The organism is Kitasatospora sp. NPDC023385, assembly GCF_055664045.1.
In genome coordinates this window covers 15194-27938 of sequence record NZ_JBVOOL010000010.1, presented here as the reverse complement: position 1 = coordinate 27938, position 12745 = coordinate 15194, and the positions used below count along the sequence as shown (strand labels likewise).

Annotated in this window: 12 protein-coding genes; 7 read left to right on the top strand and 5 right to left on the bottom strand. The window is 74.3% G+C overall.

The features are described from left to right. Positions 1-147: 147 nt before the first annotated feature. Positions 148-408: a GlsB/YeaQ/YmgE family stress response membrane protein gene (locus AC0B61_RS17455; protein ID WP_471741546.1), complete on the top strand. Its 261-nt coding sequence runs from the start codon at positions 148-150 to the stop codon at positions 406-408. 27 nt (positions 409-435) lie between these two features. On the opposite strand, the gene AC0B61_RS17450 is transcribed toward AC0B61_RS17455, so the two are convergent. Together AC0B61_RS17450 and AC0B61_RS17445 are read right to left on the bottom strand one after the other, a co-directional pair. Next, positions 436-1935, bottom strand: coding sequence for an FAD-binding oxidoreductase (locus AC0B61_RS17450; protein ID WP_471741545.1), 1500 nt, complete (start codon positions 1933-1935; stop codon positions 436-438). A gap of 513 nt (positions 1936-2448) precedes the next feature. Continuing rightward, positions 2449-3882: an amidase family protein gene (locus AC0B61_RS17445; RefSeq protein WP_471741544.1), complete on the bottom strand. Its 1434-nt coding sequence runs from the start codon at positions 3880-3882 to the stop codon at positions 2449-2451. A gap of 261 nt (positions 3883-4143) precedes the next feature. Here AC0B61_RS17445 and AC0B61_RS17440 point away from each other — a divergent pair, with 261 nt between their 5' ends. Then, positions 4144-4977, top strand: a complete 834-nt coding sequence (locus AC0B61_RS17440; RefSeq protein ID WP_471741543.1) for a nuclear transport factor 2 family protein — start codon at positions 4144-4146, stop codon at positions 4975-4977. A gap of 88 nt (positions 4978-5065) precedes the next feature. Here the strand turns inward: AC0B61_RS17440 and AC0B61_RS17435 are convergent, their stop codons facing one another. Continuing rightward, complete coding sequence (locus AC0B61_RS17435; protein WP_471741542.1) at positions 5066-6532, bottom strand: sensor histidine kinase; 1467 nt, start codon at positions 6530-6532, stop codon at positions 5066-5068. Beyond that, positions 6525-7202: a response regulator transcription factor gene (locus AC0B61_RS17430; RefSeq protein WP_471741541.1), complete on the bottom strand. Its 678-nt coding sequence runs from the start codon at positions 7200-7202 to the stop codon at positions 6525-6527. The genes AC0B61_RS17435 and AC0B61_RS17430 overlap by 8 nt, the downstream gene beginning before the upstream one ends. Positions 7203-7343: 141 nt before the next feature. On the opposite strand from AC0B61_RS17430, the gene AC0B61_RS17425 reads away from it, so the two are divergent. The 3 genes from AC0B61_RS17425 to AC0B61_RS17415 all read left to right on the top strand — a co-directional run bounded on the left by AC0B61_RS17425 (position 7344) and on the right by AC0B61_RS17415 (position 9711). After that, positions 7344-7955 carry a hypothetical protein gene (locus tag AC0B61_RS17425; RefSeq protein ID WP_471741540.1) on the top strand — a complete coding sequence of 204 codons (612 nt, stop codon included), beginning with the start codon at positions 7344-7346 and terminating at the stop codon, positions 7953-7955. Positions 7956-8026: 71 nt separating this feature from the next. Then, positions 8027-8809: a COG4705 family protein gene (locus AC0B61_RS17420; RefSeq protein WP_471741746.1), complete on the top strand. Its 783-nt coding sequence runs from the start codon at positions 8027-8029 to the stop codon at positions 8807-8809. 152 nt (positions 8810-8961) lie between these two features. Next, positions 8962-9711, top strand: coding sequence for an STAS domain-containing protein (locus tag AC0B61_RS17415; RefSeq protein ID WP_471741745.1), 750 nt, complete (start codon positions 8962-8964; stop codon positions 9709-9711). 29 nt (positions 9712-9740) lie between these two features. Here the strand turns inward: AC0B61_RS17415 and AC0B61_RS17410 are convergent, their stop codons facing one another. Continuing rightward, on the bottom strand, positions 9741-10958 hold the full coding sequence (locus AC0B61_RS17410) for a PP2C family protein-serine/threonine phosphatase (protein WP_471741539.1): 1218 nt from the start codon (positions 10956-10958) through the stop codon (positions 9741-9743). A gap of 279 nt (positions 10959-11237) precedes the next feature. On the opposite strand from AC0B61_RS17410, the gene AC0B61_RS17405 reads away from it, so the two are divergent. Beyond that, positions 11238-11801, top strand: a complete 564-nt coding sequence (locus AC0B61_RS17405; protein ID WP_471741538.1) for a papain-like cysteine protease family protein — start codon at positions 11238-11240, stop codon at positions 11799-11801. A 10-nt stretch (positions 11802-11811) separates the two neighbouring features. Further along, positions 11812-12681, top strand: coding sequence for an LPXTG cell wall anchor domain-containing protein (locus AC0B61_RS17400; protein WP_471741537.1), 870 nt, complete (start codon positions 11812-11814; stop codon positions 12679-12681). Positions 12682-12745 lie beyond the last annotated feature (64 nt).

Below are 12745 nucleotides of genomic sequence, written 5' to 3'. Positions count from 1 at the left end.
AGCGGCCGGGCAGGGAAGGCCGGGCGGGAACACCGCACAGGAAGACCGCACAGGAAGGCCGGGCATGGAAGCCGGGCATGGAAGCCGGGCCTGGGGGCACACGGTGGGAGTCCCAGTCAGAGTGGAACCAACTGAGGGGAGAAGGCTGTGACGATCCTGTGGGCCGTGGTCGCGGGGCTGGTGGTCGGTGTGTTGGCGAAGCTGGTGCTGCCGGGCCGCCAGCCCGTGCCGCTGTGGCTGACCATCCTGGTCGGCGCGGTCGGTGCGGTGCTCGGCAACGCCGCGGCGTCCTACTTCGGAGTGCGGCACACCGGCGGCATCGACTGGATCCGGCACGCGCTGCAGGTCGGTGTGGCCGCGGTGCTGATCGCACTGGTGTCGCCCGTCTACGCCGGACGGCAGCGCTGAGTCGGCCACCCGGCGGTGGTCGGCCGGCTAGGCGGCCGTCACGGACTGGGGGAAGGCGAAGACGCCGTCCGGGTCGTAGTGGCGGGCGGCGTCCTTCAGCCGGGGCAGGTTCCGGCCGTAGTAGGCGGTGCCCCAGTCCGGCAGCGTGCCGTCGATGTAGTTGACGTACGCGCCGTGCGCGCCGAGCCCGGCCAGTCCGTCGCGGATGGCGTCGACGGTGGTGCGGACCCGGTCCTCGCTGAGCGGGGTGGCACTGGCGTAGACCTGGGCGCCGGCGAGCGAGTCGCGGTGCGGGAAGGCGGTGGCGCCGGGGGCGAGTTCGCCGACGGCGCCGCCGAGGGAGTCGAGCAGCAGGTCGACGCCGGGGCGGCCGGCCATCAGCTCCGTGACTTTCGCCGGGTCCAGTGGTGCCGGGCCCAGCATCCGGGAGGCCGCGACGAAACCGGCCCGGGGCAGCACGCCGCCCTCCCAGGTGGGGTGGCACTGGGCGATGGTGTCGTGCGAGCAGCCCGCCATGAACGTCATGGCGCCCAGGTAGTCCTTGGGGGAGACGGTGCGCGAGCTCGGCGTGGTGCCGGCCGCCTGCACCAGGCGGTCGAGAAGGACGTCGGCGCCGGTGGGATCCCCCACGTAGCAGCCGACGATCCGGCAACCGGGCGGGGTGCCGCCGGAGATCTGGCAACTGGCCCAGAGCTCGACCGGGGCTCCGGCCACCCAGTGCTGCCAGGCCCCGAGCACCTGGGTCACCGAGCCGGCGGGGAAGCCGAGCACGAAGACGGTCAGGCCGGGTGCGGGGGCGGTGGCGAAGCCGAACCGGGTGACCACGCCGAAGTTGCCGCCACCGCCGCCGCGCAGCGCCCAGTACAGGTCGGGCTCCTCGGCGGGCGAGGCGGTGAGCAGGCGCGAGTCGGCGGTGACGACCTCGGCGGCGGCCAGCCGGTCGCAGGTGAGTCCGTAGGCGCGGGTCAGCACGCCGATGCCGCCGCCGAGGGTCAGGCCGCTGATGCCGACGGTCGGGCAGCTGCCGCCGGGGAGCAGCCGGCCCGCCTGCGCGAGCGCCGCGTACACCTCGATCAGGCGGGCACCGGCGCCGATCTCGGCGGTGCCGTCGGGGTGCACCCGGACGTCGGCCATTCCGCGCAGGTCGATCACCAGGCCCCGGGCGGGGATGCCGTAGCCCAGGTAGCCGTGGCCGCCGCTGCGGGCGGCGATCGGGATGCCGTGCCCGCGCGCCACGTCCAGGCAGGCCCGCACGTCGTCGGCCGACACGCACTGGGCGACGGCGGCCGGGAGTTGACCGTCGTTCAGCTTGTTGTAGCCGAGCCGGGCGGTCCCGTACCCGGGGTCGGCCGGGAGCACCAGCCGGGTTCCCAGGCGGGCCCGCAGCGCCCGCCAGTCCGGGGGTGCGGCCGCCCAGCCGCGGGCGCGTGCCGGGAAGGCGGTCAGCGCGCGGGCGGGGGTGCCGCGGACGGCGGCGAGGGCGGCGGCGCCGAGCGTGGTGAGGAAGCGGCGTCGGTCGACGGTCATGGCGTGCCCTTCTCCCGGGCGGAGGGCGCGCGGGTGCTGTCCTGCCGATCGTCAGGCAGGCGCGACACGCGGGCCTGCCAGGCTGCGCCTTCCGGCGCAGGTGGTGGGCAGGAGGCGTCGGACGGGCGGAGCGGGGCTGGGCAGGCGGCGCAGGGGCGGACGGGCAGCGGCCGGACGCGGGGCCGGATCGGGTTGGAAGAGATCGGCCGCCCGAGGTAGCGCTCGGTAGAGATGGCATGTACGCTGCGTGTCGCTGGTTGAGCAGGATACGGGCCCGGCCGCTACTCCGTGGGGGGAGTCGCGCCCAGGCCCGGTGGCCGGTTGGGGCCCGGTTGAACTCGTGGGGGAGTTTCAGCCGGGCCCTTCGCCGAATACTGCTGGTATGCCCGCCCCGGGGTTTCCCCAGACCTGACAATCGTCCAGTGGGAGAGCCGTTTCGGGCGCGTCCGTCCAGCGGGCGCCGAACCGGCAGGTGTGCCCGGGCTCCGCGGAAGAGGAAGCGCGCGAGCAGGCTCACCCGGTCTCCGCTTGGCCGCCGCGCAGGACGGCGTCGATCAGGGCGGCCGTGGACAGCAGGCCCCGGTCGGTCATGCGGGGCCCGATGAGCTGGACGCCGACGGGAGGGCACCCGGTGACCGGGAGGGGGAGCGTCACCGACGGCAGGCCCGCGGTGGCGGCGGGGGAGGTGTTGCGGATCAGCGTCGGGAACGTCGGCACAGCCCGCCCGTTGAGCGGGAGCGAGTCCTCGTGCCGGCCCAGCGGCCGGGCGCAAACCGGCACGGTGGGGCTCAGGATCGCGTCCAGTCCGTTCGCCGCGAAGAGGTCGGCGTACGCGGCCTGCATCGCTCGCCGCTCCGCGAGCGCCGCCCGCAGCGCGTCGGGCCCCAAGTAGCCCGGGCCGGTGGGCAGAGCGGTGGTCTTGAGCAGCTCGGCGATGACGGGGTCGCCGACCGCGTCGAGTACGTCGGCGGGCGTGAGTCCGGTGCGGTGGTCGTCGAGGTAGCGGCCGAGGGCGGTGGCGAACTCGCCGAAGACGAGGGGGAATCCGATCCTGGTGTCGTACCCGACGAGGTGCGCCGTGTCCACCGGGATCCAGACGGCGCGCTCGGCGGTGAGCCGGTCGACGGCCTGCTCCCAGGCGGCCCGGACCGGCTCCTCCAGGTCTTCGGTGAACACGTGCCTCGGCAGGCCGAGTCGGAGCGGGCGGCCGGGGTTCCGGGGGCTTCCGCCCTCCCCGGTGACGAGAGTGTCCAGGGCCGTCAGGAGCTCAAGGGTGTGCGCCATCGGCCCGGGTGTGTCCCGCGTGGTGGACAGGGGGGTGACACCGGCCGAGGGGTAGCGGCCGGCGCTGGGGCGCAGCCCGTAGATCCCGTTGAGCGCGGCGGGGATGGTGACGGAGCCGCCGGTGTCGCTGCCGAGCCCGGCGTCCGCGATGCCCGCGGCCACCGCGGCGGCCGTGCCGCCGCTGCTGCCGCCGGCGAACAGCGCCGGGTCCGTGCTGTTGCCGACGGGGCCGAAGGCGTGGTTGAACGAGGTGGCGCCCAGGGCCAGTTCGTGCATGTTGGTCTTGCCCAGGACGATCGCCCCGGACGAGCGCAGGGCGCGGACGACGGGGGCGTCGGCGGTGGGGACGAAGCCGGCGAGCCCGGGGGTGCCCGCGGTGTTGGGCAGGCCCGCGACATGGATGTTGTCCTTGACCACGAGGCACCAGGTCGCACGGCTGCCAGACTTGCCAGACTTGCCAGACTCGCCAGACTTGCCAGAGGCGCGGAGGGAGCCACGGCTGCCACGGGTGTCCTGGGTGTCCCGGCGGGCCGCCTCGGCGAGCGCCCCGTCGGCGTCGAGCGTGATGAACGCGTTGAGGTGTCGGGCTGCGGCGGCCCGGTCGAGCGCCGCCGACACCAGGTCCTGCGCGGGGGTGCGGCCTGCGGCCGTCGGCTCGGTCATGGGGCGGGCTCCTCGGTGCTCGGGCCGGCGCGGCGGCGGCGCGTCGATGGGGTCACCTGACTGTGCCTCGGATTGCCGCCACGGCGTGCGGAGAACGCCGGCTACCACCGCACCCCGCAGCCGCCCCACCCTGCTTCGACCGGCCGGTCCGTGTCCGACCCGCACGGTCCGAATCGCCTCCCGTGGCGGTAGGGTGGCGCCGGAGCCAGGGGGCCTGCGACCCGGAGGCCGGTGGCCCAGCGCCGAAGGGGGTCCGGAACAATGCAGTTGACGCAAGGTCAGGTGTTCCACCATCGGTGGTGCGCGGCGATGGCGGCGCAGGACGCGGCGGCGCTCCGGGAGTTGTACCACCCGGATGCCGTGATGGTGTCGGCGTCGACGGGTTCGGTCCGGGCCGGTGCCGAGCAGATCGCGGCCGGCTTCGAGGAGTTGTTCGGTGCGGCGGGCGCGGTGACCACGACGGTCGTCGAGAGGTTCACCGACCTGGGCGACGTGATCTGCGTGGAGTCCGTCCAGTCGACCGCCTTCGCCCGGATGCTGACGTACGAGGTCTTCGCCCTGGACGGCGGCCGGGTCCGGGTCCACGCCGGCGGGTCCATCGAGCCCCGGTCGCCGGCGCCCCCGTCCGCCCAGCACGCGATCCCCACGCCGGGGCAGGCGCTCTACCGGCGGGTCTGGGCCGCCATCGACGCGCGCGACGCGACGGCGCTGCGGTCCCTGTACGCCCCGGACGCCGTCCAGACCGTGTTCAGCGGAGTGCTCCGGGGCGCGGACGAGATCGTGCAGAACGCCTGGCAGCGATGGCAGGACGGCAACGCCACGCAGCTCAGGGCGGTGACCGCCTTCGTCGACGCTCCGCAGGCCGTGTGCGTGGAGGGCGTCGCCAACGTCGGCGTCCAGGGCACCCGCTTCGACGTGGCCTACTACGAGGTGTGGCTGGTCCGGTCCGGCCTGGTGACGCACACCGTTGCCGGTCTGATCTCCCCCCGCCCGGCGGAGCTGCGCCAGGGTCTCGACCGCCTGTCCGACGCCCAGCTCAAGGCCGCGCAGGCCATCACCCTCGGCATGGCGATGCGGATCCCCCGGTCCTGGTGACGGCGGCGCCGGGGGCGGGCGTCCGGTCGGACCTCGGCGCCGCTCACCCGCCCCGGAGCCGCTCACCCGCCTCAGGCCGCCGGGCCGCTCACCCGCCGCCGGGCAGGCGGGTGCGGAAGGTGGTGCCGTCGGGTGTGTCCTCGACGGTGAGGGTGCCGCCGTGGATGGTGGCGATGTCGCGGGCGATGGGCAGGCCGAGGCCGGTGCCGCCGTCGTCTCGGCTGCGGGCGTCGTCGAGCCGGGTGAACCGTTCGAAGATCCGCTCGCGGTCGGCAGGGGGGATGGCCGGGCCGTCGTTCGCGATGTCGAGGACGGTCTCGCCGGTGGCGCGGTCGGTGGACAGCCGTACGGTGATGAGGCCTCGGGCGTGCCGCCGGGCGTTGTCGAGGAGGTTGGTGAGGAGCCGCCCGAACCACAGTGGGTTGCCGGTGACGGTGACGGCCTCCGCCGCGTGGAGCGCCACCGTCGGGGGCCCGGGCCGGCCGGCGTCGACGGCGGCTCGGACGAGCGCGGTGAAGTCCACGGGCTCGTCGGTCCGTTGATGGCCGGTCGTGTCGAGCCGGGCGAGCAGCAGCAGGTCGGCGGTCAGCGCCTGGAGGCGTTCGGTGTCCTCCAGGGCCCCGGCCACCAACTCCGTGCCCACCTCGGGATCGGGGTGCGAGAGGGCGACTTCGAGCTGGGTGCGCAGGACGGCGAGGGGGCTGCGCAGTTCGTGGGAGGCGTCGGCGATGAAGCGGCGCTGGCGGCTGCCGGCGGCTTCGAGGCGGTCGAGCATGGCGTTCATGGTGTGGGCGAGGCGGGCGATCTCGTCGTCGCTGCGGGGCTCGGGGACGCGGCGGTCGAGCTCCCGGTCCCCGATGGCGGCGACCTCGGCGCGGATGGCTTCGACGGGGCGCAGGGCGCGGCCGGTGGCGCGCCAGGTGAGGGCGCCGACGGTGAGCAGCAGGACGGCGCTGAGCGCGGCGAGGGCGGCGGTGGTGAGGTCCTCGGCGGTGTCGGCGGTGCGCAGGGAGGCGCCGACGTGGATGGTGAGGGGCCCGCCGGGGGTGTCGGCGGTGAGGGTGGTGACGCGTTGGTGGTGTTCGTCGCCGAGGGGGCCGAGGTCGTAGGTGTGGTGTCCGGTCCGGGCGGGGGTGAGGGCGGGGTGTCCGGTGAGGTTCTGGCTGGCGGCGACGACCTTGCCGGTGGCGTCGCTGACCTGGATGTAGTCGGTGCCGTGGTCCAGGGGCAGTTGCGGGGGCAGGTGGCCGTCGGCGGCGAGCCGGGCGACGACCTGGGCCTGTTCGCGGGCGCCCGCCTCCACGGTGCGTTCCAGGTTGGCGCGCAGCAGCAGGACCACGGCGGCGGAGGCGGCGGCGAGGACGACGGCGACGCTGGCGCAGGCGGCGAGGGTGGTGCGGGCGCGGACCGAGCGCGGCGTCAGCCGGGCGGTGACGGCCGTGAGGGCGGCGCGGGGGCTGCGGGGTCTGCGGCCGGCGCGGGTGCGGAGCGCGGTGATGCGGGGGCTGAGCGCGGCGATGCGGCGGCGCCGGGTGGCCGGGGTCGGGTCAGCCACCGTCGGCCGCCAGCCGGTAGCCGGCGCCTCGGACGGTCTGCACCGCGGTCCGCCCGTACGGGGTGTCGATCTTGCGGCGCAGGGCGCTGATGTGGACCTCGACGGTGTTGGGGTCGCTGTCGGGGCCGCTGTCCCAGACCTGCTCGAGGATCTCGCGTTTGGAGACGGCCTCGCCGGCCCGGCGGGCGAGGTGGTCGAGGACGGCGAACTCGCGCGGGGTGAGCGCGACGGCGGTACCCGCGCGGGTGCAGGTGCGGGCGGCGGAGTCGACGACGAGGTCGCCGAGGACGGTGCGTCGTGGCGCGCGGCTGCCGATGCGGCGGGCGAGGGCCCTGAGGCGGGCGACGAGGACGACGAAGGAGAACGGCTTGGACAGGTAGTCGTCGGCGCCGGTGTCCAGTGCCTCGGCTTCGTCCCACTCGCCGTCCTTGGCGGTGAGCATGAGGATGCCGGCGTCGCTGCCGGCGGCCCGCAGGCGGGCGCAGACCCGGTAGCCGTTGAGCCCGGGCAGCATGATGTCCAGCACGATCACGTCGTAGGCGTGGTCCATGGCCCGGGCGAGGCCGGTGAGGCCGTCGTGGGCGAGGTCGACGGTGAATCCCTCGGCGGTGAGCCCGTGCTGCAGCGCCTGCGCCAGGCGGCGTTCGTCCTCGACAACCAGTACACGCATTCCCCCAGGGTGGCAGGTCCGCCGGTCGGGGGACGGCCGGGGTCCTGGGGTCTTCAGCTGGTCTTCAGCATCGTCCCGCCATGCTGGCCTCTCCGTCCGGGCGCTGGGCCCGGGCCGGGCCACACGATTGGGGTGGGCGCAGTGAGCGAGTCCATGGCGGGCGCGGAGCCGCAGGAGCCGCAGGTACCGGTGGAGCCGCAGGAAACGCAGGAGCCAGCGGCGGCGCGGGAGCGCGGCGGGCTGCGGTGGCTGCGCGGCCGTCCGGCGCGTTGGGTGGCGGCCGGTGCGGCGGCCGTGGTGGTGGTCGGCGGCGGCGCGGCCGCGGTGGCGCTCCACCACGAGGGCGAGGGCCACCGCGGCCGTACGGCGGCTGCCGGGGACGACCAGGGGCAGGACGGCGGCCACGAGGGCGGCCGGTCCCACGAGGGCGGCGCGGCCCGTGACGGCGGCCGTGACGGCGGCGGGGCCCAGGACGGTGGCCGGGGCCACGCGGGCCGCGAGGCCGGGTCGCGGAAGGGCGACGCGGCGCAGGCCGCGCCGGCGCCGCTGCCCGCCGTGGACGCGGCGGACGCGCTGGCCAAGGCCTCCTCCGGGGTGACCGGCGGCAAGGTCGAGTCGCTGCGGACGGTCACGGAGCAGGGCGGCGGCCGGGCCTGGCAGGCCGTGCTGGTCGGCCCCGACGGGGTGCGGCACCTGGTGACCGTCGACGGCACGAACGACACCATCACCGGCAACACGGTCCTGGGCAGCTGAGACATCGGAGCGGCGCGGTACGGCCGCGCCGTCGGGAAGGGAGTGCCGCCGCTGTGGGCGCCACCACGACAATGACACGCGGCGACCGCCGCCGGGCCGGGGTCTCCGGCGCCGCCTCCGGCTGGAGCAAGGTGCCGGAGGTGACGGCGGTGTTCTGGGCCGTCAAGATCCTCACCACCGGTATGGGCGAGACCACGTCCGACTACCTGGCCCGGGTCCTGGGGCCGGTGCCGGCGGTCGGCTCGGCCGGCCTGCTGCTGGCGGCCGCGCTGTTCGCTCAGGCCCGTACCCGCCGTTACGTCCCGGTCGTGTACTGGGCGGCGGTGATCATGGTGAGCGTGTTCGGCACCATGGCCGCCGATGTCGCACACGTCGCCTTCGGCGTGCCGTACGCGGCGTCCGCGGCCGCCTTCGCGGCCGCCCTCGCCCTGGTGTTCGTGCTCTGGCGCCGGACGGAGGGGACGCTCGCCGTCGAGGCGGTCGCGGGCGGGCGCCGCGAGGTCTTCTACTGGTGCGCGGTGATGGCCACCTTCGCGCTCGGCACGGCCGTCGGCGACCTGACCGCGGCCACCCTGGGCTGGGGCTACCTGCCTTCCGGGCTGCTGTTCGCCGCCCTGATCGCCCTGCCCGCGCTCGCCCACCGCTTCTCCCGGCTGTCGCCGGTCCTCACCTTCTGGTGGGCCTACGTCCTGACCCGGCCGCTCGGCGCGTGCTTCGCCGACTGGGCGGGCGTCAGCCACCAGCGCGGCGGCCTGGACCTGGGCACCGGTCCGGTCAGCCTGGTACTCGCCGTGTTCATCGTGGTGGCGGTGGCGTGGCTCCAGGCCGGTGAGCGGGCGGTGTCGCGGTCGTGAACCAGCGTTTCACGACCGGCAAAACACGACAATGAATTCGTGCAACGGTTGACATGTCTGCCGAATGGGCGAACAGTGGAGGGACATCCGCGCGCACCACCGCGACGGTTTCGCGCGGATGCCGTCCGACTGGAGGTGGCCCTGTGAGCCCGATGAGCCGGGAGGGGTTGGAACGGCTCGCGTCCGCGCTGGCCGAACGGGTCGGCGCGCTCGGCGACGAGGGCGAACACCCCGGGCATGTCGATCCGTTGCGCCGCCAGGTCCGGCACGCCGTCACCGGCATCGACGCCTATCTGACAGCCGTCGAAACCGGCAGCTGCGCGGCACCGGGCCTCTACGAACAGGCGCTCGGCCTCTGGCAGGGACTCGAACGCATCGCCGCGGCGTGGTCCGACGGCCCCGACGCGCCCGACGCCCGCCACACCGCTGACGCCCGCCACGCCCCCGACAGCCCCGACGCCCGCCACACCTTCGGTGGCGGGGCCCGCGTGCCCGCCCAGCAGGACGGCCGACCCGGCGGGCGAGGCGTCGCGACCGCGCCCCCCTGCCTGACGTCGGAGACCGTCCGGATCGGCGACGCCCTCGTGTGCTCCTTCGCCGGAGACCTGATCGTGGACAGCGAGCCCGCCGCCAGTCAGGCCCTGTGGGCCGCGCTCGACCAGCGCCCGGCCGTGTTGGCCGTCGACCTGGCGGCCGTGGAGCTGTTCACCTCCAGCGGGCTCAACGCGCTTCTGACCGTGCGCAAAGCGGCCCTGGACGAGAACGTCCGCCTCGTGCTGATCGCCCCGTCCCCGATGACCCGCAGGGTCCTGGAGATCACCGAGACCACCGAGCTGTTCCCCGTCTTCGCGACCGCCGAGGACGCCGCCCGAGGGCCCCTGCCGCACACCCCGTCCGCCTGACCCGTCACGGCGGGCCGCCGGCCGCCCCGTCAGGTGGCGCCGCGCCATTCGACGAGGAGGAGCGTCGCGTCGTCGCTGGTGATCCCGCCGCGCTGCTGCTTCAGCGTGTGCGAGAGCCTGCGCACCATCGTGCGCACGCCGCCACCGGTGGGCCCGATCCGGGAGACCGCGTCGATCAGCTGCTGCTCGCCGAACTGCTCGCCGCCGGACAGGTGTTCCTCGATCAGGCCGTCGGTGAAGAAGAGCAGGCGGTCGCCGCGCCGGAGCGACTGCTCGCTGATCCGGGGCTGCTCGCCGCCGAAGCCGACCGGCAGGGTGGTGGGGCCCTTCAGTTGCTGGACGACGTCGTGGTCGCGGATCAGCAGCGGTGCCGGGTGGCCGGCGTTGACCCACTGCAGCCGGCCCGATCTGACGTTCAGCCGCATCATGTGCGCGGTGACGAAGTGCTCGATGCCGAACTGGTCGGCGATGGCCGAGTCCATGAAGGCGTAGATCTCGGCGAGCCTGACGCCGGCGCGCCGGGAGTGCCGGTAGGCCCCGATGGCGACCGTGGCCATCACCGCGGCGTCCAGCCCGTGGCCCATCGCGTCGATCACGGCGACGTGCAGGACGTCCCCGTTGAGGGCGTAGTCGAAGCTGTCGCCCGCGACCTCGTAGGCGGGTTCCAGGATGCCGGCGACCTCGACCTCGGGGGTGGACATGGTCAGGGGAGGCAGCAGTGACCACTGGATCTCGGCGGCGGTGGACATCGGGCTGCTGCGGCGGGCGAGGGAGAACTGGTCGGTGTAGCCGTTCTTGGTGGCGATCAGGTCGGCCACTAGAGCGGCGAGCCGGCCCAGCAGCCGCCGGTCGCCCTCGTCCACGGCGTCGAGGGTCAGGACCAGCACCCCCACCGGCCCGCTGCCGGCCGGCAGTGGGAGGAACATCCGTACGCAGTCGCCCTGCGGGACTTCGGTGGGGACCATGCTCAGGAAGGCCGCGCCCGCGGGAGAACCGTCGATCGGGTGGGGGCCCTCCCGGATCAGGCCGGGGCCCGGCAGCGGAACGAGCATCAGCTGCTCGTGGTCCTGCAGCAGGATCGACACGTCCCGGCCGCCCAGGGCGCGGATCTGTTCGGCGACCAACGGGGCGATCAGTCGTGGCGGCGTTTCGTACGCCCGCTCCAGCAGTTCGCCCACCATCCGTTCGCCGAACCCCTCGGCCCGCTCCGCCGCACCTCTGCGAGGCTCTTTCCCTGCCCGTGCCATGGCCCAACTCCACCACAGCCGCGGTGGCTCCCCGGGCGAACACGCAGGTGGCAGGCGTCGGCACGGCGCCGGCCGGGGCTCTGACAGCCCCGCCGGGTCGTCATCGCCCCGAGCCGTCCCACGCCATGCGATCACGGACAGGGAAATAAACGCCTATCTGACGAATCACCCTCACGGGCATAGTTCCTGCACTTACCATGTGCGCCCCCGGAAGACCGTGCTGTCATAGCTCTGCCAGATTTCCCGGCACGCATCGCACTTACGCGGGAAGGCAGGAAGATGGGCAGATCCACGTTCGCGACCACGGCTTCGGCGGTCGTACTGGCGGCCTCGGGGTTGCTCGCCGCCGCAGGGGGCCCGGCCCACGCCGAGGCCGGGCAGGACAACATCGGCATGTACAAGCAGGAGAAGACCCAGTGGTGCTGGGCCGCCTCCGGGCTGACGATCGCCAAGTTCCAGGGCTACGGCAGCACGCAGACGGACTTCTGCAACCGCGCCCAGCCGTCCTACGGCTGCAACAACCAGCCCGCCACGCTCGACGACATGGCCAGGGGCTGGAGCAGCCTCGGCATGGCCCACCCCGGCTCGGGCCTGAGCAGCGCGGCCACGTTCAACCAGGTCTACACCGACGTCAAGGCGGCCCGGCCGGTCGCCGCCCGCATCGGGTGGACGTCCGGCGGCGGCCACATGAACGTCGTCTACGGCTTCGACACGGCGAACAACACCATCGGCGTCGCCGACCCGTGGCCGGACACCGCCACCTACACGTGGTGGAACTACAGCGACTACGTCAGCAACAGCTCGTTCAAGTGGACCCACTCCCGGATCGGCATCTCCCGTTAAGGCAGGCAGCATGCACGGAAACAGAACGTCCAGCGTGCGGGCGGCCCTGCGCCGTTCCCGCCGCGCGGCCGCCCTCGCCCTGGGCGCGGCCGCACTGCTGACCGTCGCCGGCCCCGTCCACGCGGCCCCGGCCAAGGACCCGCTCCCGGCCGACATCCCGGACTACCAGGCCGCCCTGGACCTGGTGAAGTCCACCGCCGTCCACGACGCCGTCTGCCGCTTCCTCAGCGTCCCGGTGCCCCAGGGCGACGTGGGCGGGGCGCCGCAGCCGATGCCTGCCACGGCCGACCCGTGCGAGGGCATGCCGGCGTTCACCGTCAGGGATCCGATGGCCCTGAACGAGATCACCCCCGGCTTCGTCGCCGGGACGTCCCTGCCGATCCCCTCCGAGGCGATCAGGATGAGCCATCTGGTCTCCGCACTGAACGCCCCGGTCAACGGACGGAACGCCACCGTCATGCTCGCCCCCACCCAGGGCGGTGGCTGGCACCTGGCGGCCGTGCGCGACGGCGACGGCGACGCCACGTACGCCGGCAAGGCCACGACCGGGACGCTGGTGTTCACCGAGCCGCAGATCCGCGGCTGGTACCAGCTGAAGCTCACCACGGTCGAACCGCTCAACGACCAGGCCCGGCAAGGCCTGGCCGGCCGGTCATCGGCCTCGCTGAGCGAGTACCAGAAGCTGGTCAAGGCTCGGTACGCCGACAAGCTGCCCGGCTCGGAGTACGACACCGTGGGCATGTCCAGCGGCTACGGCACCGCGAAGCACACCGGCGACGCCCCGTCGGCGACGCCGATGCTCGTCGGCGGTGCGAGCGCCGCGCTGGCACTCGCGGGCGGCGCCTTCGTCGTCCGCCGCCGGCGCAAGACCACCGGCTGAAGCCGGTCGTGCGCCCCGGCCCCGGCTCCCCGCCGAGGGCCGGGGCGCCTCTGTCCGCGGGGAA

What these genes read in the sequence shown, in the direction of transcription:
- AC0B61_RS17430 (WP_471741541.1), bottom strand. Translation starts at nt 7,202, where the DNA reads ATGCGTGTACTGGTTGTCGAGGACGAACGCCGCCTGGCGCAGGCGCTG.
- AC0B61_RS17410 (WP_471741539.1), bottom strand. Translation starts at nt 10,958, where the DNA reads ATGGCACGGGCAGGGAAAGAGCCTCGCAGAGGTGCGGCGGAGCGGGCC.
- AC0B61_RS17415 (WP_471741745.1), top strand. Translation starts at nt 8,962, where the DNA reads ATGAGCCGGGAGGGGTTGGAACGGCTCGCGTCCGCGCTGGCCGAACGG.
- AC0B61_RS17445 (WP_471741544.1), bottom strand. Translation starts at nt 3,882, where the DNA reads ATGACCGAGCCGACGGCCGCAGGCCGCACCCCCGCGCAGGACCTGGTG.
- AC0B61_RS17440 (WP_471741543.1), top strand. Translation starts at nt 4,144, where the DNA reads ATGCAGTTGACGCAAGGTCAGGTGTTCCACCATCGGTGGTGCGCGGCG.
- AC0B61_RS17400 (WP_471741537.1), top strand. Translation starts at nt 11,812, where the DNA reads ATGCACGGAAACAGAACGTCCAGCGTGCGGGCGGCCCTGCGCCGTTCC.
- AC0B61_RS17420 (WP_471741746.1), top strand. Translation starts at nt 8,027, where the DNA reads ATGACACGCGGCGACCGCCGCCGGGCCGGGGTCTCCGGCGCCGCCTCC.
- AC0B61_RS17450 (WP_471741545.1), bottom strand. Translation starts at nt 1,935, where the DNA reads ATGACCGTCGACCGACGCCGCTTCCTCACCACGCTCGGCGCCGCCGCC.
- AC0B61_RS17405 (WP_471741538.1), top strand. Translation starts at nt 11,238, where the DNA reads ATGGGCAGATCCACGTTCGCGACCACGGCTTCGGCGGTCGTACTGGCG.